This window comes from Laceyella putida (genome assembly GCF_042665195.1).
GTDB lineage: Bacteria > Bacillota > Bacilli > Thermoactinomycetales > Thermoactinomycetaceae > Laceyella > Laceyella putida.
Genome location: NZ_JBHTBW010000021.1, coordinates 108949 through 132723, shown reverse-complemented (window position 1 = coordinate 132723; position 23775 = coordinate 108949). Strand labels below are relative to the sequence as shown.

Here is a 23775-nt window from a genome sequence, read left to right as displayed (position 1 = left end):
TTCATCCATCCCCCCATTTCAGCAACTCATATTGATAACCTTGTTCAGCCAAAAAGCATTGCCTTCGCCATGCATACTCTTCTTCCACCGTATTCTCGCTCACGAGTTGATAAAAATATGCTTTGTGACCGGGAACCGAGCTCCGGAGAACGCGTCCCAGCCGTTGCGCTTCCTCCTGCCTGGAACCGTAGGTGCCTGACACCTGAATCCCCACAGAAGCGGAAGGCAAGTCCACTGCGAGATTGGCCACTTTTGACACCACCAAAACGGGGATCTCTTTCAATCGGAACTTCTGATACCAGGCTTCCCGCCGTTCTTGTGACATTTGTCCCGTGATCAGGGGAAACCCAAACCGATCGGCGATCTCCTCCAACTGCCGCAAATAATGGCCGATAATCAACATTTGCTCGCCTTGGTGAAGCTCCAGCAACTGGGCGATCGCCTTCAATTTGGCCGGATTTTCGGCCGCGATACGAACCCTTTGCTTTTTGCTGGCTTGTTGGTATGCCCGAACCGCTTTCTCTGCCATGGGCACCCGCATCTCGCGGCACACTGCTTCGCGAATCCAACCGAGATGTTCCAGTTCTTTCCATGCGCATTGGTAGACCAGGGGGCCAATCAAAGAAAAAACCTCATTCTCTTTGCCGTCTTCGCGAACCAGCGTCGCCGTTAGCCCCAATCGGCGAGCCGCGCAAAGTTCAGCAGTTAAGCGAAACACCGGGGCGGGCAACATGTGGACTTCATCATAGATCACCAACCCCCACTTTCGGCTGCACAGAGCTTGCAAATGAGGGTATGCGTCTTCTTTGGCATCGCGGTATGTCAACATTTGATAAGTTGTGATCGTAACCGGTCGGATGAGCTTCCCTTCCGCGGTATACTCTCCCACTTCCGCTTCGCTCAGCGACGTTTTGCTCAACAATTCCCGTCTCCACTGTTTGACCGAGGTGTTATTGGGAGCCAGAATGATCGTCTCCTTTTGCAAATGGGCCATGGCACCCAAACCCACCACCGTTTTGCCCGCCCCGCAAGGCAACAGGATCACGCCGCCCCTTGAATGCCGCGTCTGATTGGCAAACGCCTCCACCGCCTGCCGCTGGTAATCCCGCAAACCGGCGAAGCGCTCCTGATCCACCAGCTGGATCGCGAGAAAATCTCCCACTTCCGGCATCTCCGTTGTTTGCTTGAAAGGGGATGCCAAGGCTTCTCTGAGTTGCTGGCTGATTCTCGTGGGCACAGGCACTTTGCTGTGCTCTTTAAGCCAATCAATCCATTCTTCCGCGGTCCGTGTCGGTTCAATATGGCGGACCCGCAATGAATCAAAGGCAAATCGGTAGGTGATCAATTGTTCCGTCTCTTTGACTGGATAGGCCAAGGCCCGCAATTCCGCGCAAAGGCGGGTTACGTCCGGATGCCGTCGTTCCACAAAAATCGTTCCGTTGCTATGGATAATGAATGGACGTTGACCTGGGTTCATCTGTTTCCCTCCACTTAGCATTTAGCCTACCCGTTTCCACCAAATCCCATGTGCAGAATGAAACACGCGGGCACACTTCTATCTTCATCTGGGCTCGTGCAACATCTCATGCAGGAAAACCGTCTTATAATATATAAATTTCTCGGTATATGAGGAGGATAAAACTCATGACAACCCTCTTTCGGTACCTGTTTCTCCCCGCTCTCTTGATGTTGTTCGTCTTCGGTTGCGCTTCCCCAGACCCATCTTCAGGAGGAACGCCTATGAATAAAGAAGAGTCATTGTCATTCAAACAAGTGGAGCCAAACCAAATCCCCCAAACAGTCAGGCGGGAAACGGACCAATGGACAAGCCCGCAAGCAACGGCCAAATTCGTGTCCGACACCTATATCATCGTCGGCATTGGTGAGCGTCCGACCGGCGGTTATGAAGTGCGTGTGACCAGTGTAACCAAACAGGGACCACGGCTAATTGTCCATGCGAAAGTAATCCCCCCAAAAGAAGGCATGATGGTTACGCAAGTGATCAGCTATCCCTACGCGGTCATTCAGTTGAAGGAGAAAGCCCCCGTCAATCAGGTAGAAGTGAAAATAAGCAATTCCTAACGGTTAAGCAAAGGAGCCAACCCGAGCAAGGGTTAGCTCCTTTATGTTTATTCTATCCTCTTACCGCTCCACCCGTTGTGGGGTATGGGGTTCTTCCCGATGGGTTGGTTCAGGATCATGGGGCGTTAAAATCTCCGGCAACGGGGGTTGGTAAATCTCCGGCTCTTGCAAAGGTGTCATATCGGGGATTCGCATCAGTTCGCCTCCTCGCTTTCTGTTTTGCTTCTAGTTTCCCCGACGCCCATCGGTTTACCGCGGCATCTTTTACCAATAGAAAATCCCTCTCAACCGCCGACCGGCCAGAGGGGATGTGCAAGAAGGGGGAAGCGTTTAAGCGCATTCCCTACTATATGCCTGATGAAGCCCATTTATCCTTTTCCCGGCAAGTCCTGTTCATGCTTTCGATAAGCCCTGATCCAAGGGGATTCAGGTGACTCCGGTGACTCCCACACCGGAGCGGGTCGATTTGATGGCTTAGTCTGATAACTTGAAGGTTCTGGTGGCATCATAGGAATAGTCGGCTGATGAACCGGAATGCGGCCATATGGCATTCCCCACCCCCCAAAGGGAGCCAACGGTGCGGGCGGATTGGGTATGGAATGGGTGAAAGCGCCGCCACAGCACCCTTGTGCCATCGGCATGGGCGGATAATGATAATGGTGATGGGGGAACATGCCATAAACTTGCGGGACTCTCTCAGGAGCCGGCATCCAATAAGGGGGAATCATGCGATTGTCCATAAAGCACCTCCTTCATCAATTCATGTTTCACTTCACCCTATGCTGAACCGGGCTTGTCTTATGTCAGAAGGCGAAGGAGACCTGTTCAATGAACAAGGTAAATCACGAAAAAGAACAATTGGTCACTCATCTGCACCGTAAGAATCAAGCCGCTTTCCGCTTGTTGGTGGAAGAAATGCACCCTTATGACCTTGAACAGATGTTTCTCCAATTAAACGAGTTTGAGCGGCGTCGCTTCTTATATTTTCTTGAAGCTGAAGAGATTGCCACCTTATTGGAAGAATGCGACCGCAACACGCAACGAAAAATCATCAACAGTCTTGGCAATCAACATGCCGCCAAGATTTTGCAGCGAATGTCGCGGGACGATGTGGTCGATTTGTTGGGCGGAATGAAAAAGGCGGAGCAAACCAACCTGCTCACCCAGATGGAACAGCTGGAAGCCGCCAAGGTGCGCGCTCTGCTTGACTATCCGGAAGAGAGCGCAGGGGGATTGATGACAGATGAATTTGTCAACGTCCATCCTGAAGCGAGTGTGCAGGATGTCATCCATCTATTGCGCCACAAAGCGGTGGAGTCTGAAACCATTTATTATCTCTATGTCACAAAACCGGACGGGACACTTGTGGGTGTCTTGTCGCTAAGGGAATTGATCTTGGCCGAACCTGAACAATCCATTGAAGAAATCATGGTGGAGCGGGTCGTCTCCGTCCCGGTGGATATGGATCAAGAAGAAGTGGCCCGCATTATGAGCCGCTACCATTTTTTGGCCTTGCCTGTCGTGGGGCATGCCCACCGTCTTCTAGGGATTGTCACCGTTGATGACATCATCGATGTATTGATCCAAGAAGCGGAGGAAGATATCCAACAGCTTTCCGGTCTCACACCTGGCGCAGACGATCAAGCGATCTCCTTTTGGCGATCCGCGCAAAAACGGATTCCGTGGCTCGTTCTGCTGCTGGCGATCGGCTTGGCCACTGCCAACTTGATCAACCTGTTCCAGTCCACAATCGCGGCGGTACCTGCGCTCACCTCTTTTATGCCGATGGTCGCAGGCATGACCGGGAATGCCGCCACACAGTCTTTGGCCCTGATGATCCGGCGGCTCCCCCATGAGCAAACGGAACCTTCCTTTCTTAAGAGCATGCTCCGGCAGGAAGGGTTGGCCGGATTGATTGTGAGTCTTGTTTGCAGTTTCCTGTTTATCCTGATGGTGAGTTTGACCCTGCACCAACCCCGGTTGGGCCTGGTTATCGGTGGGTCCCTTTTTTTCACTCTGCTGTTGGGAACCATGATCGGAACCCTGATCCCCCTCGTCCTCTACCGCTTGAACATCGACCCTACAGCGGCTTCGGGGCCGTTGATCACAACATTGAACGATATCTTGTCTTTATTGATCTATTTCGGCTTGGCCACCGTATTTCTTAAACAGCTCACGCAATCATAAGGAGGTGAATCATGTTGGCAACCGATATCCTGATATTTGTATTGCAGCTCAGTGCGATCCTTTTTCTTGTCTTGTTGAACGGTTTTTTTGTCGCTTCCGAATTTGCTATTGTCAAAGTGAGGCACACCCGGATTGCCCAATTGAGCGAAGAAGGAAACGTCCGCGCCAAAGCCACCGAAAAAATCCTGTCCAATTTGGATGCGTATCTATCGGCGACACAACTGGGAATCACCTTGGCTTCACTTGGTTTGGGATGGCTTGGCGAACCCTTTTTGGCCCGTTTGATCACCCCAGCGCTCGCTTGGCTGGGAGTCTCGAGCACGCTCACCCATATCATCTCCTTTGTGCTCGCCTTCTCGGTCATCACGTTTCTGCATATTGTGATTGGCGAAATGGCGCCAAAGTCATTGGCGATTCGGCAAGCGGAAGTCACCTCCTTGTGGACAGCCAAACCTTTGCATTGGTTCTTCGTCATTTTCAAACCGACCATCTGGCTCTTAAACAGCGCGGCGAACCTTGTCTTGAAATGGCTCGGCGTCGAATTGGTGCCCGACCATCAACAAGCCCATACCGAAGAAGAAATTCGGATGCTGGTGGAACAAAGCCATAAAAGTGGCATCATCGATCAAACCGAACTCTCGCTGTTCGATAACATTTTTGATTTTACTAACCGCATTGCCCGGGAGGTGATGGTTCCCCGCGTCAACATGGTCTGCTTATACCAAGACCGCCCATTGGAGGAAAACCTGGAGATCATTCAGAAAAGCCCTTTTACCCGTTATCCGTTATGCGGCAAGGACAAGGATGATATCTTGGGCATCATCCATATTCGCGATGTCTATCGGGCCATTGTGAATCAGCAGGTTCCGGATTTGAGTGATGTGGTACGTCCCCCTGTTTATGTTCCTGAAGGGATGGAAATCAAAGATGTCTTAAGAACCCTCCAAAAACATCACACCGAACTCGCCCTCATCATCGATGAATTCGGTGGGACAGCGGGATTAATCACGATTGAAGATATCGTCGAGGAAATTGTGGGGGAAATTCAAGACGAATTTGATAACGAACGTCCTTTTTTTCAAAAAAAAGGGGATGAAACATCCATTTCAGCCCATCTGCTCATCGAAGAAGTAAATGAACATTTTCAGATTGAGATTGAAGACGAAGATAATGATACCATCGGTGGCTGGTTTTTCTCACAATTGCAGGAGATTCCCCAGATCGGCTCGATGGTGGAAGCTTATGATCATCGTTTTACCGTACAGGAAATGGAAGGAAGACGCGTGACGCGCCTATTGGTCAAATCACTCCCTTCCGAAGTGGCGCAGACACCCCAAACGGAAGATTAGATCTGGACTAATCCCCTACCTGTATAAGAGTCAATTCCCTGCGGCGGCAAATCGATCGCACGACCATATAACAAATTTTTCAATGTTGATGCTGACGCACGCGGATAAACCGCCCGATAAATGGCCAACACGCCAGTCACATGGGCCGCTGCCATCGAAGTGCCGCTCAGCACAGCATAGCGGCCATTTGAATAAGTACTTAAAATTTGCGAACCGGGCGCAGCAATATCCACTTTTCCCGTGGCCGAATAACTGGCGCGCCGATTGGCTCTCGTCAACGCCGCAACAGAGATCACCGGCTGAATGCGGGCGGGTATTTCGACTGTATCCCCCATACCAGCCGCATTGCCGGCATTTCCCGCTGCCGCCACCACCAACATATTACGATTGGTTGCGGCTTGGATCGCTAGCGTTAAAGCGGGTGGGATAATTTTCCCTCCACTGATGCTAATATTTAAAATATGCATCCGATTGGCAATCGCCCATTCTATCCCCTTGACCAGATTGGAGATCGTGCCACTTCCGCTGGCGTCCAATACCTTTACCGCATACAAGGAAACTCTGGGAGCGATGCCCACCACGCCAAAGTGATTGTTCAGGGCGCCGATCACCCCGGCAATGTGCGTCCCGTGTCCATTGTCATCTTGCGGATAGCGAGTGGGATCAATGATATTGATTCCCCCTTTGATATTGGCCACCAAATCAGGGTGCTTTAAGTCAATCCCCGTATCCAATACCGCCACTCGCACACCTTTCCCATGATTGACCCGACCTTTTCCAATCACACGGGTTATATTCCAGGGAGTGATTTGGCGGGTTGTCGCCCGGCGCTGATCGAAAATTCGCGCTTTCGTCAGGACACATTCCACTTTGAAATAAGGCAAACGGAGGCCCGTGTGTGCCAACGGCTTGGCGTTTCGCGGCTGTTTAATGGTACTTGTTGGTTTCCCGTTGTTGTTAGCTGAACCCAGCGGCATCCAATCAGCGCAGTTACACTGTCCGACCTGATCCCCTGCTGGCCCAGTTAACAAGTGTGGACGAATAACACCTTGAATTGGTTTTTGCCAGTTTATCGCTAACATTATATCACCCCTTTATTCTAGTTATGAATAAAGGGGTGATTTTGCTTGGATTGCTACTCTAGAGAATCCGTTGAATTTCAGGTATCGCTTTCCCCATTTTCCACTCGTTTTTTTGGCAATCTTCCTGATTGCCGCACCGCTTCTTTTAACAGGTACTCGATTTGGCTGTTTACACTGCGGAATTCATCCGCCGCCCATTTTTCCAAAGAATCATAGAGTTGCTGATCGATCCGGAGGAGAAAGCGTTTTTTTCCTCCACTCATGTGTACAGCGAGCCGGTATTGATCACTGGCGTCGTTTCTCCTTCAGACACCAGGGCGACCAAGAGGTTGTTCACCATTGCCGCTTTTCTCTCTTCGTCCAATTCAACAACTCCTTGCTCCTCCAAATGGACCAATGCCATCTGAACCATACCCATCGCCCCTTCAACAATTTGTTGGCGGGCGGCAATCACCGCTTGGGCTTGTTGACGTCTCAACATGGACTGCGCGATTTCTGGCGCGTAGGCGAGGTGGCTGATTCTCGCTTCCAACACTTCCACCCCGGCGATCTCCAACCGCTCCTGCAATTCGTTGCGCAGTGTTTCCGCCACTTCTTCCGGAGCCCCGCGCAACGAAGGATTCCCATCCTCATGGCTATCATAAGGAAACCGGCTGGCCAAGGCCCTAATCGCCGTTTCACTTTGCACATCGACAAACGCGCTGAAGTTCTCCACATCAAAAATGGCTTTCGCCGAATCAACGACACGCCACACAATCACGGCACCGATGATAATCGGGTTCCCATCGGCATCGTTCACTTTGATTTTGTCACTGTGAAAGTTGCGCACACGCAGTGAGATCTTCTTGCGGGCCACAAAGGGGTTCGTCCAAAAAAACCCATCCTCCCGGATCGTGCCCACATATCGGCCAAAAAAGGTCAACACCCTTGCCTCGTTTGGCTGGATCAGCACAAACCCAGGCACGCATAAGATAAAGAGCAGAAAGGGAATCAAGCCGATAAGCTGTTCAGCCGAAAAGAGATAAATGGAACTAAACAACAGAATCGGTTCCAGCAGAAGCATGAGAAATCCATTTACTTTCCAGGCTCGTTTCTCTTCAATTCGGTTCACAAATATGCCCCCTTTTTCGGAAAATTTATCAATATTATATACATATGATATCATCTTGATAACAAAAAAACCACCCTATCCGTTTTGGTTAACAGAAAGGATGGCGCTCTTCTCTTCCAGTCGGAAGAAAACGATAATAGTACAGGTTACGATTGAATAATCAGCTTGGCCAACTCATCATACCCTTGTTGATTGGGATGAACCTCATCACAAAAATAATCTTGTCGATGCAAAAAAGTTTCATAGGGATTGAGAAATTGGCAGCCAAACTTTTGGCAAATCTTCTCATACGTGCTGTTCATCCACTGCACGAGCGTGGATGCCGTTTGAAAGCCTAACTCATAAGCCGGTGGCGGGATGTAGAAACCCAACAGAACAATGTTGGATTCAGGATTGTTCACGCGGAAAATGGATAGAATGTGCTTGACGTGATCGACGACCCTCCGAGAGGTCATATACAAGTTCGGCAAACTTAAGGTGCCATTCCTGTAGAGATCAATAAAGTCACATCCGCCCGTGGTGACGGAAACATGAGTCAACTCAGGGAACAACCGTTGAAGTCCGGGATTTTTCACCAAATTCAACAGCTCTTTCGAGGTCATGCCCGATACACCCCAATTGCGCATATGACACTTGTCGGAATGTCGAAGATGTTGAAAGTACTGGGCCACAAAGTTTTTGGTCGGACTTTCCGCCCCAATGCCTTCAGTCAATGAATCGCCCAAGGCGAGATAGGAAACGGGTTTAGTACGCTCCGGCATCCGCATCCCCCTCTCCCTCATTCATTTCAAAGGCAACGGCATGGGCAATGGAAGGAATCGATTCGCCCTGTTGATAAGAAACCGGGCTTAACAGCGCTCCTGTTGCCACCACCAACACTCGCTGATATGCACCCTTGATCATTTCATGCAACAAATGGCCATAGGTGACCACCGCACTGCTGGCGCAGCCGCTTCCCCCGGCAAATGTATCCTGCTCAGATGTGTAGATCATCAAGCCGCAGTCTTGAAAAGACTCCCCCATGATATAGCCCTCTTTCTCCAATAATTCACGAGCGATGGGCAGACCGACAGAGGCCAAGTCCCCCGTCACAATCAAATCATAATCTTTGGGAGACCGACCGGTGTCCTGAAAATGCTTTTTGATCGTGTCTGCCGCCGCGGGAGCCATTGCTGACCCCATATCAAACGGGTTTTTAATCCCCAAATCTTTTACAGTTCCAATCGTCGCATGGGTGATCCGCGGACCGCGACGGGCCGAACCCACCACACAGGCACCCGCACCAGTCACCGTCCACTGAGCCGTATCCGGCTTCTGACCCCCATACTCGGTCGGATAGCGATACTGCCTTTCCGCGGTGCAGTTGTGGCTGCTGACCGCTGCGACCGCATACCGGGCATAGCCCCCATCCACGAGCGCCGCCGCCAAAGAAAGGGATAGCATGGAAGTGGAACATGCGCCATATACCCCCATGAAGGGGATTTGATTCGTATTGGCCGAAAATGAGGCGGAAATGTTTTGGTTCAGCAGGTCGCCGGCCAAATACACATCGATTTCCTGCCCCTGCAACCTCGCTTTTTGTATGGCAATTTCCACCGCATCTTCCATCATGGTGCGCTCCGCCTTTTCCCAGGAATCCTGTCCCGCATACAAATCGGGGTAGATCCGATCATAGCTGTCTTTCAGTTTTCCTTCGCCTTCCATGGGTCCCACTGTGGCGGCGCTGGCCAAAACGTGAACATGATTTGCGAACTTCCAAGTGCTCTGCCCAAGTTTTTTACTAGCCATGAACCTCTTCCCCTTATGTGGTAATCAAACCGAGAATGGTGTGGACAATCCCGACAAAGAAAGCGGTAACCGTCCCGAACACGATGACGGAACCCGCCAACTTGAACATATTGCCTCCCACACCAAGCACATACCCTTCTGCGCGATGTTCCAGTGCCGCCGAGGCAATCGAGTTGGCAAATCCCGTGACGGGCACAGCCGTTCCAGCTCCCGCCCATTGTCCAATCCGGTCATATACTCCCAAGCCCGTGAGCAGGCACGAGAGCAAAATCAACGTCGCCACCGTTGGATCACCCGCTTTGTCAGGTTTAAAGCCAAACCAGTGGATATACATCTGCATCAGGGCTTGCCCCAATGTGCAAATCACTCCGCCAACCACAAACGCTTTCGCGCAATTGGCCAGCACTTTCGGTTTAGGTTGATGCTTTTGGGCAAGTTTGTGATAGGCTTGTTGCTTCGCTTGTTGATTGTTTGAAGTCGTTGCGCTCACTTTCGCTACTCTCTCCTTATCGCTTATCTTCTTTTATCGTGCAGTTTTTCAGGGCTCTTTATGCACAAAAAAGACACCCTGTCTTGACAGAGTGTCCGGCCATAGTTTTCAAACGGTTGTATCCGCATGCGAGGATAAGCGAGAAGCATCCACTTCCTTCGTCGAACTAACCAACAGTGTGCATCCATCCTTTGTCTCCAACGATTTAGTATATTCAAGCGGGGTAAAAAAGTAGTCGCCTTGGTGCAATTCCATCTCTCCGATTTGCACATGGCCACTCACCACAAAAATTTGCTCGCCCCCGCGATGCCCATGCATGGGAAAACGGCTCCCCGGTTCCATTTTCAACAATAGGCTGTAGTCATCCACTTCCTTGCGCAAATAGGATAATGACACGCCACAGCCAACCTGAATATAATCCCGTTCATTACTCCGGATCGCATAGGTCTTGTTCACCTGGTTAACCCCCACTTCGAATTTTTTGCTCATTTTAGCCTGAATCCACCCAAACATCAAGTACTTTCAAGCATGTCCATTCATCTTTTTTGAATGGGCGAACAGGGTCGCAAACGGGTTCATGCGCCATTTTTCCTCATTGCACCAGCCGCCACAGCACATCGGCCTTCATATATGGTTTCACTGACACTACAACCGATCGCATTTCGCCCCGGACACCTTTACGCTTGTCGCACTCCCCCAAAGGATCCATATTATTTTATGAGCGACAAAACCTTAATCCAGTGGATGGCGATGCGAATGGGAAAATGGCCGATGGTAGCAAAAAGCTACCAGCATAAACTGGTAGCCCACAAATCATTATTGGAGATCATTGGATGCATGCGGGTTGTGCGTCTCCGAAATCTCATTCAGCGCTTGGCCCGCTTCATTTTGATAAGGCTGCTCTACCGCCATGTCCCCGAGAGAAACAACTCCAACCACCTGATTATTCTCCACCACCGGGAGACGTCTCACTTGCGCTTCGGCCATCAATTGGGCTGCTTCGGCCACTGACATGTCCGGCGTTCCGCAAACGATGTTGGTTGACATGATATCACCAACGTTGCCGGAGTTGGGTTTTTTTTGGGCAATCCCGCGTGTCACAAGATCCCGGTCGGTCACGATCCCTTTCAACTGGCCATTTTCCATAACTGGAACCATGCCGATATTCTGTTCCCGCATTTTTCTGGCCACGCTAAACACATTTTCTTGCGGTCTGACCGATGTCACATTTTTAGACATGATATCGCGCAGTTTATGCATCACAAGATCCCCCCTTGCTTCTATCTTTACCCGATTTCACCAGGTCATTCCTGGCATCTTTTAACCGCGGCACCCAAGCGTTGCCCGCTTGTGACAGGCTGACCCCGTGGGCGAAGTGGTCTGTCCCCGCAAGCGGGGGCTTTATCGGACAAGTTGCTCTTCAACCAACCGCACGAATAACTCGACTCCCACTTTCAAGGCATCTTCATCAATATCAAACTGGGGATGGTGATGTGGGGCGGCGATTCCTTTGTCTCGATTGCCCGCCCCGACGAAACAAAAAGCTCCGGGGACTTGTTCCAGATAATAGGCAAAGTCTTCCCCGCCCATAATCGGTTTCATCGGCAGGAACGTTCCCACTTTTCGGGCGATTTCCATCATCTGCCCCGCTTGCTCTTCATGGTTTACTACAGGGGGATAACCCCAACCGTAATGAAATCGGTAATCCGCACCATACATCTGGCAAGTGTGTTGAATCACTTCTTCCATCCTCTTCACAAGCATTTCACGGATCTCGCGCTTAAAGCTGCGTACCGTCCCTTTCAACCGACAACGTTCCGCGATCACATTAAATGCGTTTCCGCCTTCAATCGCCCCGACGGTAATCACACCGGACTCCAACGGATCGAGTTGGCGAGAAATGATCGTTTGCAAGTTGGTGATCACGTGTGCGGCAATCATCACTGCATCCGTCGCTTGATGCGGCACGCCGCCGTGACCTCCCCTTCCGACCACTTCGATTTCAAATGAATCGGCCGCCGCCATGATTTCGCCGCTGCAAAGGCTAATCGTCCCCACCGGATAAGGTGTCCACAGATGAATGCCGAAAATGGCGTCAACGCCTTCCAGCACTCCCGCTTTCACCATCTGCTGCGCCCCTCCGGGCAACAATTCCTCGGCATGTTGGAACAGGAACAGAACATTCCCCGCCAAACTTTCCCGACGCTCGCACAAAATTTGGGCCGTCGCCATCAACATCGTCATATGTCCATCATGGCCGCAAGCGTGCATCACCCCATCCACTTGCGAACGGTACTCACACATTTTCTCATCCTGAATGGGCAACGCATCCATATCCGCCCTAAGCGCAATGGTGGGACCCGGCTTCACTCCCCGCAAATAGCCGGTTACCCCATAACCACCCCACTCAGTTTTCACTTCCAACCCGCACTCCTCTAAAAACCGAACGATTTTTTGCTGCGTTTTTTGTTCATGATAAGAGAGTTCCGGATTGCGGTGAAAATCGCGACGCCATTCCACCATTTGCGGAAAGAGTTCCTCAATGCGCTTTTTTAATCCATCCATCTTCCTTCTCCTTTCTTTCTCCCATGGAAATGGTTGGTTCCAAAGAGTTGAAATTCCCTACAAACGACAAGTATCTTCCCAAGTTGTCGGACTTCTGTCACGGGCGTTGCGGTTGCGTGATCGGAAAGTTCGTACTATCATTAATAGGGACTCACTACGGTGCCAGATAAAGGAGGCGCACACTTTTTATGATAATTGAAGACGTAAAAATCAAAGGCATAAAAAAAGAATTTGGCGAAATGGAAAAATTGATGAAGCAACTGCAATTCGTTCGCTGGACTTGGGATTATGAAAAAGTCACCTATGAGATAAAATACTCCTTGGACGGCGTGGATTATTACTTGCGTCTACGTGGAACCGTCATCAACAACAAAATGTTGGAACATCCCAAAGCGCTGTTGGAATTGGATCATCCCACCTTCGTTCGCCACTTCTTCCCACACGGTTTGGATCAAAACGCTGAAGTTCCTGCCGGATTGAAAGAACAAGTGGAAGCGAAATTGGCCGAATTGGAAAAAGCGCTGAATTCATAATAGCCGATTCCCATACGAACAAAAAGAGGGCGGAACTGCTTCCCCCTCTTCTCACTTCTCCCTTGGAGAACCCTGCTTTTCCTCTTTCCACTCCACCCCATCAACCCGCACGTTGACTTCCGTTACCTCCAATCCTGTCATAATCTCAACAGCTTCTTTCACGCCATGTTGCAATTGTTGGCAAACCTCATTGATTTTAAATCCATATTGCACGATCACCCGCAGGTAGATGCTTGCTTGGCTGCCCTCAACCACCACTTGCACCCCGCGCATGTTCCCTCTTCCACTGACGCGTTTTTTGATCCCATCCGCCACACCGCCTGACATGCTACTGATCCCTTGCGTTTGAGTTGCGGCGAGCCCCGCGATGAGAGCGACGACATCATCGGCGATGCGAACGGTTCCACTATTGGAATCAACCATGCAAATGCCTCCTTTTTTCGTGAAGCACGCAATTTACCCCAATAGTAGTGTAACACAAATCAGATCTTTCCCGCCTGCGCCAATTGCCTGTGAGGTCAAGGTTTTTCCATGCGGTTTTTGTGAAATCAGCTCACTTTGTAACCCGCGATTTTTACCATCATCTGCACCTGCGGATGAGATAAATTAACCTTATAGCCATAATAGGTTTTATCATCCATCTCAATTTCAACAGGAACAATATATTTCCCTTTAAGCAACTTGGTGAACAATTCATTGGATTCCAATTCCGTCACATGGAACTTTCTCATGAAATCGTTTTTGATCCAAGTGCTGCCATAGCTTTTGCCGATGTTGTTGGGATCATGGTACCACTCATAAATTTGGACCACAGCGTTATGGATAAGGCGATCCACCCGAGACAGCGTTTGGAATTCGCGAATATTCAAAAATTCAAACAAATTGTGGGTATTGTCGCAAAACTCATGAAGTTGGGCCGACCTGGACAAACTTTCATCATATAAACAAAAAAGTTCAACCCTTTTGCCTTTGGACCAGAGTCGGTCCAATAACGGAATCATATCTTGATCCGCGCTGACTATCACAAAAGTGTTGATTTCTGGAATTTGGTACAACACTTCCATCGCATCCAAACAAAGTTGGATGTCCGCGGCATTTTTCCTCTCTTTGCCGTCCCGCCCGTTTCCATATACCTGATGCACGTGAACGCGCTTCTTCTGCAAGCTCATCATGGATAGCTCCAGTTGCTCAAAGTCGGCATATGCTTCAACCATTCGAATGGAATCGCGGCCATAAAAATCTTGCAACCTAAGAAAAAGGTTATGTGTCTCATCAGGATGATCGGGATCCATATGATATTTTTTCAATCCGTAGTACACATTCTCCAAATCAATAAATATCGCTGTATCCTTAACTTTGCTGCCCATCATTCCCCTCCTTTCCCATCTTTCAAGCATGTTGAATTATTTCGATCTTTTCAAGTGTTTTCCTGCCATAATGGCCCAAAATCGTCTCAAACGTTCTTTGATCGAATTTGACATTTTTCTACGGTTTCGTATGCTAGATGGGGTAGTATGTACCACCTTTTTATCTGATTGTGTCGATGGATGAATTGCGAGGTCGTTCGGCAATACTAAATAAGGGGTGAATGCCTTGACCAAAAAATGGTTTTATCCGTTACTTATTTTATCCACCATCATCAGCGCGGTTGTCCATTATGCCGTGCACAACCAACCTTTGCAATTTGCGACGGCCTGTTTTTCCTTGCTTTTCTGGGCAGCCATGTTGGGCAAAGCGACCGAGAACGTGGCCCACTACGCGGGCGAGCGGTTGGGGGGGTTGCTCAACGCGACTTTTGGCAACGCAGCTGAATTGATCATCGCAATCTTCCTTGTCAAAGAAGGCTTTTTTGACATGGTGAAAGCGAGCGTGACCGGTTCCATCATCGGGAACTTGCTCCTCGTATTGGGGCTTAGTTTATTCGCGGGCGGCCTGAAATTCAAAACCCAAGAATTCAATCCCATGTTGGCGGGCCACAACGCTTCCTTGATGATGCTTGCGGTCATTGCCTTATTTGTGCCTGCGGTGTTCCTGCAAAAGTTGCCCACAGGCGAGATCAACATGGTCAGCTTGATCATCTCTGGCGTTCTCATTCTTGCTTATTTCTTATGGCTTTATTTCTCCCTTGTCACCCATAAGGAAGAATTGGGCGAAAAAATCGATGGCATGCCTGATCACCAGGAAGGGGAAGAACCCGAATGGTCCAAAGGGGTTTCCATCCTTTTGCTTGTCGTGTCCACTGTCTTTGTGGCGCTGCAGAGTGAATGGCTCGTACATAGTGTGGAAGCCGTTGCCCACGCGCTCGGCTGGTCTGAATTGTTTGTCGGCGCTTTCTTGATCGCCATTATCGGGAATGCGGCGGAACATAGCGCGGCCGTCTTCTTGGCGATGAAAAACCGCATTGGGGCAGCCGTGGAAATCGCGATTGGCAGCAGCTTGCAGATCGCCTTATTCGTGGCACCGGTGTTGGTGTTTGTCAGCTGGCTCTTCGGCAACCCCATGAATATTATCTTCAGTACCTATGAAATCGCCGCCATCGCCGTATCCGCCTTTATCGCCGCTTCCATCTCCCGCGACGGTTCAACCAACTGGTATGAAGGGAGCCTGCTGTTGATCGTGTATGTGATCTTGGGTACGGTATTCTTCGTGGTTTAATCATTGAAGCGGAGCTTCCCGGTCGGGAAGCTCCGCTTTTTGTTCTAAGTAGCAGAAATATAACTTATAGAGTTATTCTTCAAGGTTAGAAAAAATGTCGGACGAGGGAGGGTTGCCCCCCTCGTCCGACGTATCACCCCCACAGCTGGAGCCAAGGGGTTTCTCGCTAGCACAGATGTAAAAAAAGACTCCATTGGTTGGAGTCAAACTTTCACACTCCCATTTACGTTGGGAGTATTTTCGTATAAAGATCAGCTAATTTCCGTTCAAGATCATGAATAATCTGTTGACCTTGGTCGCGAGTGATGAGTCCAGCTCGAACAGCAAAGTCGATTTCGCGAGACAAACCGAACATCTGGGTGTCTAACACTTCTTCGTATAGAGGACATTTAGGCAAAGTCAAGTTCTGCAATTGCACTGAAATCAGCTGAGCAATCTTTTCTGCATCCTCTTGTAAGAGTTGTAAGGCTTTTAGATTTAAATCGGTCTGTGTTGGCGTGGTCAAAGTAACCCCCCCCCAGCGACCGTTCCGATCGGTCTATAAGTAACGGCCCATACTGTACACTAAAAATAGTTTATCACGATCAACATTTCTTTGCAAAAAAAACACTGCTTAGAAAATGCTTAAATCAAAACGCTTCGATAGCTCTTCCAATAATTTCACACCCGCCACGCTGTTTCCTTTCCGATCCAGGGCGGGACCGAAGACGCCGATCCCCATCCGGTTTGGAACGGCGGCCAATATCCCACCGGACACGCCACTTTTGGCTGGAATACCCACCTTGATGGCAAATTCACCGGAAGAATTATACATCCCACACGTCACCATAAATGTTTTCAGCATTTTGGAAATGGCTGTTGGAATTAACGGCGTTCCCCGATCAGTGACTCCATATCGGGCCAAGCATAAACCCATCCGGGCCATATCTTCACATGTCACTTGTATCGCGCACTGCCGGATATACGCTTCCAATGTGGCTTCCACATCTTCGATCAACCCCAGTTCTTTCAAATAATAAGCCAACGCCCGGTTGCGATTGGCATGCTCCATTTCAGACTGATACACTTCCTCGACCATATCGATCTTGGGGTTTCCGGTCATTTCCCGTAACAAAGCCAACAGGCGCTCCACTTTTTCCTGCGCCGTCCGTCCTTTGATCATGGATGTCACCACCATCGCTCCCGCATTGATCATCGGGTTTAACGGCTTTTCATACGAAAAGATCTCCATCTTGTAAATCGAATTGAACGGGTCCCCCGTCGGTTCCATGCCCACCCTGTCAAACACCTTCGCTTCCCCCTGGTCCATCACGGCCAAAGCCAAAGCGAATATTTTGGATATGCTTTGCAACGTGAAGAGAGCCTGGTAATCACCCGCTTGATAAACCTGATGGTCATGGGTGATGATGGCAATCGCCAGCTGCTTGGGGTTCACTTCAGCGAGAAGCGGAATGTATTCGGCACAGTTTCCTTCACCCGTTAGCGAATAACACGCTTCAATCAACTGTTCCAACGTCTGCTGCATGCGCTTTCCTCCCTATTTCCACTTTATGTCTTTTTTATCTTCTCCGATTCAGCGCATAGATATTTGAACATCTGTTATAATGGACATTGACTGGAATCCTTTACATAGCAAAAGGGGTTATCTTTGCTTATGAGTCCAATCATTCTTATCACTGGAAAAGTCGCTTTTCGCATCAACTTGGATCCCACCATCTGGATCTTGGATGACCGCCGGTTTCAGCTAGGCGAACGCATAGCGGGTACGGAAGGATTGGCGATGGAACTAGGTCCTTACCTCGATAAAGCGGAACCGGATGCGAAAGTCACCCAGGTCGTCTGCCATCGTGAACAGGGAGACGCGGTCACCCTGACGCTGGAACAGGCAAGATCTGCCTTCCTCTGCTTCGCGAAAGACGGACGGCCAATCCGCGAAGGGGGACCGGCCCTGCTCTATCTCGCCGATGGCAGCAACAAAGAACAACCCATCAGTCATATTCGAGAACTGGAACTGGTGTAAAAGGAAAAGGAGACATCCCCACTGGAATGTCTCCTTCATCCATTTTTTGGTCATTCCCCCTCTTCATTGACCACCACGCTTTTGCCGCGCAACCTCAAGATGAATGGAATGATTAACCAGAGTGCGGCAATGATCAGAAAGGTCACTGAGATCGGATGGGTGACAAAAATGCTCCAATCTCCATTTGAAGCCGTTAACGCACGGCGCAAATTGTTTTCAATCATCGGTCCCAGCACAAGACCCAGCACCAACGGAGCAAGAGGGTAATCATTTTTCGCCAAAAAGTATCCAATCATCCCAAAGCCTATCAATAAAAAGAGATCAAACGTATTCACTTGCACCGCATACACACCAAAGAACGAAATCGCGATAATAATCGGAATCAAGTATTTCGGCGGAGTCTCAATAATCTTGGCAAAACCCTTCACCAAGGGCATGTTGAGAACCAATAACATCAGGTTCCCGATGAACATGCTGGCGATGAGTCCCCAAGCCACCTGCGGGTGTTCATCAAATAACAGCGGTCCGGGTTGCACATTATACATGATCAAGGCTCCCATCAGAATCGCCGTTGTGCCAGAACCCGGAATGCCAAGGGTTAACAAAGGAACCATCGCCCCACCTGAAGCGGCGTTGTTGGCCGACTCCGGCGCCGCCACGCCTTCAATCGCTCCTTTTCCAAATTTGTGGGGGTTTTTGCTCAGCTTCTTCTCTAAGATATAGGAGAAAAAGGAGGCCAAAGTGGCACCGGCTCCGGGAAGGACCCCGATGAAAAATCCCAACAACGATCCTCTTGCAATGGGACCAGCACTATCTTTTAAATCTTTTGCTGTGGGAGTGACCCGTCCGATCTTCGCGATATGGCCATCATTGCTTTCTTTCTCCAAAATCGTTTTAAACACTTCACCTAAAGCAAACAGCCCCACGGCAACCGTCAAAAACTCCAATCCCTGATACAGGATCGGCAGGTCATAAGTGAATCGGGCCACTCCAGATACATTGTCGATGCCGATTGTGGCGAGCAAGAGTCCCGCCACGGTCATGATAAGTCCTTTCGTCATCGATTTGCCGGCGAGGCCGCTCACCGCGCATAAACCCAAAATCATCAAGGAGAAATACTCGGCCGGGCCGAATCGGATGGCGACTTCAGAAAGTGGTTGAGCCAGAAAAACAAGTGCGATCAGGGAGACTGTCCCAGCGACAAAAGAGCCGATCGCCGCAATGGACAAAGCGGAGCCGGCGCGTCCTTGTTTTGCCAGTTGGTACCCATCAAGGGCAGTGACGACGGATGAAGACTCCCCAGGCGTATTCAACAGAATGGAAGTGGTTGATCCACCGTACATCGCCCCGTAATAAACTCCCGCCAACAAAATGATCGCACTCGCTGCCGCCTCTTCAGGGGTGGCTCCCGAGGTAAGAGTGGACGTGATGGGGATTAACAACGCCACCCCGCTCATCGGTCCTATTCCGGGCAGAACGCCCACCGCTGTTCCGATCAACACACCGATAAATGCATAAATCAGGTTTTCCGGCTGCAAAGCGACTAAAAATCCGTTATATAAAAATTCCCATGTATTCATAGTGTCACCGCCTCTCTAAAACAACGGGAAGGCAGGAAGCGTTCCCTGTAGGACATTTACATACAAATAATAAACACCGTATGAAAACAGGGCGGAGATCAAGACAGAGCTCAGCCATTTGCCCCTCTCCATGGTTTGAAATCCGATAAGCAAAAAGAGAAATGTAGCCAACACATAACCGATCCACTCCAAAGAGAGCGCGTAACCAATCGCCGCAATGAGCACGATGCCAAATCTCTTCCAATCCAGTTTCAGCTTTCCGTTACTGTCAGACGGATAATGAAATGTTTCATAAAAAAGCCGAATACTCAATAAGATCAAGATGATGCCAAGGCCCGTCGGAAATAAGTCAGGACCCACTCCACTCCCGTAAGAGGTGGATGAAAACCTCCTGCTTTCCACAATAAAAATGATGCCGATGAGCAAAAACACGACGCTTGCATATCGATCAAACGAACGACTCACCTTGCCTCCCCCTTCTAAAAAGAAGGAGATCATGTCTCCTTCCCGAGCTTGCTACACAGTGTCCCTGGAGTCGATTTTTGAGTCTTCGTTCCTTGGTCGCCTTATCGGGAAGTAGCTCCGTCGCCGAACTCAGGCGCGGACAAAGTCACTGTCGTTCTTAGAGTTGCCCGCTTTCCTCCTTCATTCGGCACTCCGCTTGATTAACAGCTCCCAGTCACTCCGCTTTCAAAAATCTTCCTCTTTCAGGGTTTGTCATTTTTTTGCAAGAAGGAGATCATGTCTCCTTCCCGGCTGTCTTTTTCATCCTCTATTTGCTCATTCCCAATGCCTTTAAAAGTTCAAGAACCTGCTGATCTTGCTCTTTCAAGAAAGCGGCAAATTCATCTGAATTTTTATACTCACTCTGCCAGCCTTTCGCTTCCAACTCTTTTTTCCATGCTTCATTTTCGGACAACGCTTTCAGCTTCTCATCCCAAAACTTCTTCGCTTCCGGCGTCATCTCTTTCGGACCGAAAACACCGCGCCAAATCGTAAACTCCGCATCATTGATCCCCAATTCTTTTAAAGTTGGAACGTCTTTCAGCTCGCCACCCAAGCGCTCTGGAGCGGTGACAGCGAGAACCCGCACTTTGCCGGCCTTTTTATACTCGCCTACTGCGGAGGCGTCAGTCGCGATCATGTCCACGTTTCCACCCAATAGAGCCGCAATGGCTTCCCCACCGCCGTCATAGGAGACATATTTGAGTTTTTTTGCATCAATGCCGGACTTGAATGCGGGCAAAATCGCAACCAGATGATCCATCGAACCGGGAGCGGAGCCCCCTGCCAAGGTAACCTTCGTCGGGTTGGCTTTCAGCTCGCCCAGCACCGAGGTCAAATCTTTTATGGGCGAATCAGCTTTGACCACATAGGCTCCATAGTCTTTGGTCAATTGGGCGAGCGGAGTCGTATCAGTATAACCAAACGGGCTATTCCCCTCTTTTTTCAGATGATTGATTAAAATGGGCGGCGAGTTGACAAACAGTTTGTAGTCATTCTTTTTCTCTTGGGTGGCGTATTCCGCCAAGAAAACAGCGCCTCCACCACCCGGCCTGTTTTCAACAATGATGGATTGATTCACTAATTTGCTTTCTTGCAACACTTTGCTGATGGAACGTGCCGTCTGATCCCAGCCTCCACCCGCACCAGATGGGGCAACTATCGTAACGGCTTTGCTTGGATAGCCACTGGAACCCGCCCCGCTTCCGGCGAAATTGGGCTTTTGTGAACAGGCTGTGAGACCAAGGGCCAACATTCCCGCCAATAAGACTGTGGAGAATTTTTTCATCTGAACCCCTCCCGATGTGAGCGCTTTCATTATCGTGTAAAAAGGATTGAGTGCTATTTCTACTGTACATGGAGAGGGGTTGAAAACATAGTTAAGGCAAATAAAAAGACTAAAAAAGATAAAGCGCATTTTGTTCATTTTGTTCACGGATTGTTCAATTTTGTTCGGCATAATATTTCCGCTCTGGCCTGCCGATCGTTCCATAGGTATGATCGGCGCGAATTCGTTTGATCGACACTAAATACTCCAGATACCTACGCGCTGTGGTGCGACTGGCTCCCAAATAATTGCCAACCTGTTCCGCCGTCAATCCTTGCTCAGCATGTTCTTGAACCGCCTGCACCACTTTCTCCAAGGTTACAGGATCGATCCCCTTGGGAAGGACCTTGGCTAAACTTGTTTCCGACATGGGTTCCTGCACATGACCCAATAGTTGATCCACTTGTTTTTGGTCCAACCTTTGATGGGAGGAAAGGGTTTGCAGATGCAACCGGTATTTCTCCATGCTCTGCTTAAAACGGTCAAAGAGCACAGGTTTTACCAGATAATCAAATACACCACCCCGCAGTGCATCTTGAATGACCTCGATTTCCTCCGCCGCAGTGATCATAATGATATCCATTTGCTTGTAATGTTGCCGAATATGCCAGACAAGCTCAATTCCTTTCATATCAGGGAGATAAACATCCAACAAAACAAGCTGGGGCTGCATCTCCTCCAGCCACACTTTGGCTTCTTGACCCGTCGCCGCGATCGCAACCACTCGAAAGCCTTCCATTTTTTCCGTAAAGCGTTGGTTCACTTTGGCGACCCGTGCATCATCTTCCACAATTAACACTTCAATAGGCCTCAGATTGCTCATATCATTTTCCTTTCCTGTTTGGGAAGAGCAACCGCAAAGACGGCTCCACCCCATTCTCCTTGTTCGATCGTGACGGCTCCCCCCAGCTCAGCCGACAGTTGTTTCACTTTGGCCAGCCCAAATCCTCTCTGGACCCCATCCGTGGACGACTTAGTCGAAAATCCCTGGTCAAAAATGTGGGAGAGATGCTCTTCCTGGATGCCAGCTCCAGAATCTTCGACTTCAATCCAGATGGTTTCTCCAATATCAGTGATAAAAAGCTTCACTTTTCGCTCTCCCTCTTCCAAATTCTGTACTGCTTCAAACGCATTGGTGATCAAATTGCCAAGGATGGAAACGAGCGACGGATGACTGATGGATTGCGGAATTTTCCCCAGACCGCTTTCACGTTCAATGATAAAGTCGATCTTAAGCTCTCGAGCCCGGTTATAAAAACCGATTAAAATGGCTCCCAACCAAGGATCCGCTATCTTCTCCATTACCCATGACACATGATCTTGATGAATTTCACTCTCACGGTGAATCAGTTCAATCGCTTCCTGATAAGATTTTAGTTGAATCAGTCCGGAGATCGTATAGAGGGTATTTTGATATTCATGGGTTTGCGCTCTCAATGCTTCCACATACCGCTTCACTTGAGAGAGCTTCTCGTTTAATTGGTCCATCTCCGATTTTAAGCGAAAGCTGGCAACAGCCCCCACCACCTGATCAGAGCTGCGAATCGGCAAACGGTTCACCACAATCTCTTTGCCATTGATGTTCATCTCACGATCCAACTCGGCTTCTCCCGATTGCAGCACTTCTAAAAGGCGGGTATTGGGAAGGACCGTCCGGATCGGTGAACCGATGGCCTGCTTGGAATCAACAAGTCCTAAAATCCCCACAGCCGCCTGATTGAATAGCGTTAAATTTCCGTCTCCATCTATCATGATAATCCCTTCTCTCACTGATTCAATCACGGTATCCCTCTGTTGAAACAACACGGAAATCTCTTCGGGTTCCAAACCGAAAATCGATTTTTTTAACCCCTTTGCCAAGTAAGTAGCGCCCATCACAGCAACCGAAAACACAAGAATGATCACTGTGGCCATTCTCGCAAAATAAGTGCGGGACATCTCATCAATATCACTCAACAAAATCCCCACAGATACGATGCCAATCACTCTGCCTTGGTCATCACGGATCGGGACTTTTCCTCTCAAAGAAGGGCCCAAACTTCCAATGGCTTTGGATACGTAAGACTCCCCCCGCAACAACGCTCTCCCGTTATCTCCCCCCACCATGTTCTTGCCAATCCTCTCCGGAATTGGATGAGAATAACGGATTCCTTTTTTGTTTCCCACAACAATAAACTCCGCTTTCGTCTGTTTACGAATCTTTTCCACCAATGGTTGAATGGTTTGCGATGGTTCCTTATCGTCAAACGCACGTTTGATCTCGGGCATTTCCGCTACAGTTTGCGCAATGACAAGCGCCCGTTTTCCCACTTGTTCCTCGATATGATCAACCATTAAAACATAATAAGTGCCTCCGAGCAAACCGATTACCAAAATCAGTAAAACACTCATCCACCAAACCATTCTCGCTTCTAAAGACCATTTCTTTTTGAGCATAATCCCCTCCACTTGATGCCCATTACTTATAAAACCCTATCACTTTTATGTTAAGAAGCGGTTCGT

The 23775-nt window shown here is 49.3% G+C and carries 27 protein-coding genes; 6 read left to right on the top strand and 21 right to left on the bottom strand.

What is annotated here, in order from left to right; translation table 11 throughout:
• Window position 1 precedes the first annotated feature (1 nt).
• Window positions 2-1477, bottom strand: coding sequence for a DEAD/DEAH box helicase family protein (locus ACFQNG_RS09110; RefSeq protein ID WP_379864609.1), 1476 nt, complete (start codon window positions 1475-1477; stop codon window positions 2-4).
• Window positions 1478-1740: 263 nt separating this feature from the next.
• On the opposite strand from ACFQNG_RS09110, the gene ACFQNG_RS09105 reads away from it, so the two are divergent.
• Window positions 1741-2082 carry a protease complex subunit PrcB family protein gene (locus ACFQNG_RS09105; RefSeq protein ID WP_379864608.1) on the top strand — a complete coding sequence of 114 codons (342 nt, stop codon included), beginning with the start codon at window positions 1741-1743 and terminating at the stop codon, window positions 2080-2082.
• Window positions 2083-2142: 60 nt separating this feature from the next.
• Here ACFQNG_RS09105 and ACFQNG_RS09100 read toward each other — a convergent pair whose 3' ends face one another.
• Entirely contained in the window at window positions 2143-2277 is a 135-nt protein-coding gene (locus ACFQNG_RS09100) for a hypothetical protein (protein ID WP_379864607.1), read from the bottom strand.
• A 173-nt stretch (window positions 2278-2450) separates the two neighbouring features.
• A complete protein-coding gene (locus ACFQNG_RS09095; RefSeq protein WP_379864606.1) occupies window positions 2451-2822 on the bottom strand; it encodes a hypothetical protein in 372 nt (123 codons plus the stop codon).
• An 88-nt stretch (window positions 2823-2910) separates the two neighbouring features.
• Here ACFQNG_RS09095 and mgtE point away from each other — a divergent pair, with 88 nt between their 5' ends.
• Together mgtE and ACFQNG_RS09085 are read left to right on the top strand one after the other, a co-directional pair.
• Window positions 2911-4269, top strand: coding sequence for a magnesium transporter (gene mgtE, locus ACFQNG_RS09090; protein ID WP_379864605.1), 1359 nt, complete (start codon window positions 2911-2913; stop codon window positions 4267-4269).
• An 11-nt stretch (window positions 4270-4280) separates the two neighbouring features.
• Complete coding sequence (locus ACFQNG_RS09085; protein WP_379864604.1) at window positions 4281-5618, top strand: hemolysin family protein; 1338 nt, start codon at window positions 4281-4283, stop codon at window positions 5616-5618.
• Here ACFQNG_RS09085 and ACFQNG_RS09080 read toward each other — a convergent pair.
• From ACFQNG_RS09080 to ACFQNG_RS09040, 9 genes are all read right to left on the bottom strand, one after another.
• On the bottom strand, window positions 5615-6700 hold the full coding sequence (locus ACFQNG_RS09080) for a S8 family peptidase (RefSeq protein WP_379864603.1): 1086 nt from the start codon (window positions 6698-6700) through the stop codon (window positions 5615-5617). The two genes, ACFQNG_RS09085 and ACFQNG_RS09080, sit on opposite strands and share 4 nt — an antisense overlap.
• Window positions 6701-6777: 77 nt before the next feature.
• On the bottom strand, window positions 6778-6963 hold the full coding sequence (locus ACFQNG_RS09075; protein WP_379864602.1) for a type II toxin-antitoxin system antitoxin: 186 nt from the start codon (window positions 6961-6963) through the stop codon (window positions 6778-6780).
• Window positions 6960-7802, bottom strand: coding sequence for an SPFH domain-containing protein (locus ACFQNG_RS09070; RefSeq protein WP_379864729.1), 843 nt, complete (start codon window positions 7800-7802; stop codon window positions 6960-6962). The genes ACFQNG_RS09075 and ACFQNG_RS09070 overlap by 4 nt, the downstream gene beginning before the upstream one ends.
• A 155-nt stretch (window positions 7803-7957) precedes the next feature.
• On the bottom strand, window positions 7958-8572 hold the full coding sequence (locus ACFQNG_RS09065; RefSeq protein WP_379864601.1) for an SGNH/GDSL hydrolase family protein: 615 nt from the start codon (window positions 8570-8572) through the stop codon (window positions 7958-7960).
• On the bottom strand, window positions 8556-9599 hold the full coding sequence (gene spoVAD / locus ACFQNG_RS09060; protein WP_379864600.1) for a stage V sporulation protein AD: 1044 nt from the start codon (window positions 9597-9599) through the stop codon (window positions 8556-8558). Before spoVAD ends, ACFQNG_RS09065 begins: the two co-directional genes overlap by 17 nt.
• A gap of 13 nt (window positions 9600-9612) precedes the next feature.
• Window positions 9613-10089 (bottom strand): stage V sporulation protein AC, encoded by a 477-nt coding sequence (gene spoVAC, locus ACFQNG_RS09055; protein ID WP_379864599.1) that lies wholly within the window; start codon window positions 10087-10089, stop codon window positions 9613-9615.
• Window positions 10090-10197: 108 nt separating this feature from the next.
• Entirely contained in the window at window positions 10198-10578 is a 381-nt protein-coding gene (locus tag ACFQNG_RS09050) for a cupin domain-containing protein (RefSeq protein WP_379864598.1), read from the bottom strand.
• A gap of 327 nt (window positions 10579-10905) precedes the next feature.
• Window positions 10906-11349, bottom strand: coding sequence for a CBS domain-containing protein (locus ACFQNG_RS09045; RefSeq protein ID WP_379864597.1), 444 nt, complete (start codon window positions 11347-11349; stop codon window positions 10906-10908).
• Between the two features lie 141 nt (window positions 11350-11490).
• Window positions 11491-12654, bottom strand: coding sequence for a M20 metallopeptidase family protein (locus ACFQNG_RS09040; RefSeq protein WP_379864596.1), 1164 nt, complete (start codon window positions 12652-12654; stop codon window positions 11491-11493).
• Window positions 12655-12842: 188 nt separating this feature from the next.
• On the opposite strand from ACFQNG_RS09040, the gene ACFQNG_RS09035 reads away from it, so the two are divergent.
• Window positions 12843-13187: a YugN family protein gene (locus tag ACFQNG_RS09035; protein WP_379864594.1), complete on the top strand. Its 345-nt coding sequence runs from the start codon at window positions 12843-12845 to the stop codon at window positions 13185-13187.
• 51 nt (window positions 13188-13238) lie between these two features.
• On the opposite strand, the gene ACFQNG_RS09030 is transcribed toward ACFQNG_RS09035, so the two are convergent.
• Both ACFQNG_RS09030 and ACFQNG_RS09025 read right to left on the bottom strand, forming a co-directional pair.
• Window positions 13239-13610 (bottom strand): Asp23/Gls24 family envelope stress response protein, encoded by a 372-nt coding sequence (locus ACFQNG_RS09030; protein ID WP_379864593.1) that lies wholly within the window; start codon window positions 13608-13610, stop codon window positions 13239-13241.
• A 125-nt stretch (window positions 13611-13735) separates the two neighbouring features.
• Window positions 13736-14554 carry an NYN domain-containing protein gene (locus tag ACFQNG_RS09025; protein ID WP_379864592.1) on the bottom strand — a complete coding sequence of 273 codons (819 nt, stop codon included), beginning with the start codon at window positions 14552-14554 and terminating at the stop codon, window positions 13736-13738.
• A 226-nt stretch (window positions 14555-14780) separates the two neighbouring features.
• Here ACFQNG_RS09025 and cax point away from each other — a divergent pair, with 226 nt between their 5' ends.
• Window positions 14781-15842: a calcium/proton exchanger gene (cax, locus tag ACFQNG_RS09020; protein ID WP_379864591.1), complete on the top strand. Its 1062-nt coding sequence runs from the start codon at window positions 14781-14783 to the stop codon at window positions 15840-15842.
• A 223-nt stretch (window positions 15843-16065) separates the two neighbouring features.
• On the opposite strand, the gene ACFQNG_RS09015 is transcribed toward cax, so the two are convergent.
• Both ACFQNG_RS09015 and glsA read right to left on the bottom strand, forming a co-directional pair.
• A complete protein-coding gene (locus ACFQNG_RS09015) occupies window positions 16066-16347 on the bottom strand; it encodes an Fpa/YlaN family protein (RefSeq protein ID WP_379864590.1) in 282 nt (93 codons plus the stop codon).
• 108 nt (window positions 16348-16455) lie between these two features.
• Window positions 16456-17367, bottom strand: a complete 912-nt coding sequence (gene glsA, locus ACFQNG_RS09010) for a glutaminase A (protein ID WP_379864589.1) — start codon at window positions 17365-17367, stop codon at window positions 16456-16458.
• Between the two features lie 129 nt (window positions 17368-17496).
• Here glsA and ACFQNG_RS09005 point away from each other — a divergent pair, with 129 nt between their 5' ends.
• Window positions 17497-17862, top strand: coding sequence for a hypothetical protein (locus ACFQNG_RS09005; protein ID WP_379864588.1), 366 nt, complete (start codon window positions 17497-17499; stop codon window positions 17860-17862).
• A 50-nt stretch (window positions 17863-17912) separates the two neighbouring features.
• Here ACFQNG_RS09005 and ACFQNG_RS09000 read toward each other — a convergent pair whose 3' ends face one another.
• The 5 genes from ACFQNG_RS09000 to ACFQNG_RS08980 form a co-directional block, all read right to left on the bottom strand.
• Window positions 17913-19442: a tripartite tricarboxylate transporter permease gene (locus ACFQNG_RS09000; RefSeq protein ID WP_379864587.1), complete on the bottom strand. Its 1530-nt coding sequence runs from the start codon at window positions 19440-19442 to the stop codon at window positions 17913-17915.
• A 15-nt stretch (window positions 19443-19457) separates the two neighbouring features.
• Window positions 19458-19907 carry a tripartite tricarboxylate transporter TctB family protein gene (locus ACFQNG_RS08995; protein ID WP_379864586.1) on the bottom strand — a complete coding sequence of 150 codons (450 nt, stop codon included), beginning with the start codon at window positions 19905-19907 and terminating at the stop codon, window positions 19458-19460.
• A 307-nt stretch (window positions 19908-20214) separates the two neighbouring features.
• Window positions 20215-21234, bottom strand: coding sequence for a tripartite tricarboxylate transporter substrate binding protein (locus ACFQNG_RS08990; RefSeq protein ID WP_379864585.1), 1020 nt, complete (start codon window positions 21232-21234; stop codon window positions 20215-20217).
• 154 nt (window positions 21235-21388) lie between these two features.
• Window positions 21389-22096, bottom strand: coding sequence for a response regulator (locus ACFQNG_RS08985; protein ID WP_379864584.1), 708 nt, complete (start codon window positions 22094-22096; stop codon window positions 21389-21391).
• On the bottom strand, window positions 22093-23709 hold the full coding sequence (locus tag ACFQNG_RS08980; RefSeq protein WP_379864583.1) for an ATP-binding protein: 1617 nt from the start codon (window positions 23707-23709) through the stop codon (window positions 22093-22095). The genes ACFQNG_RS08985 and ACFQNG_RS08980 overlap by 4 nt, the downstream gene beginning before the upstream one ends.
• Between the last annotated feature and the right edge of the window lie 66 nt (window positions 23710-23775).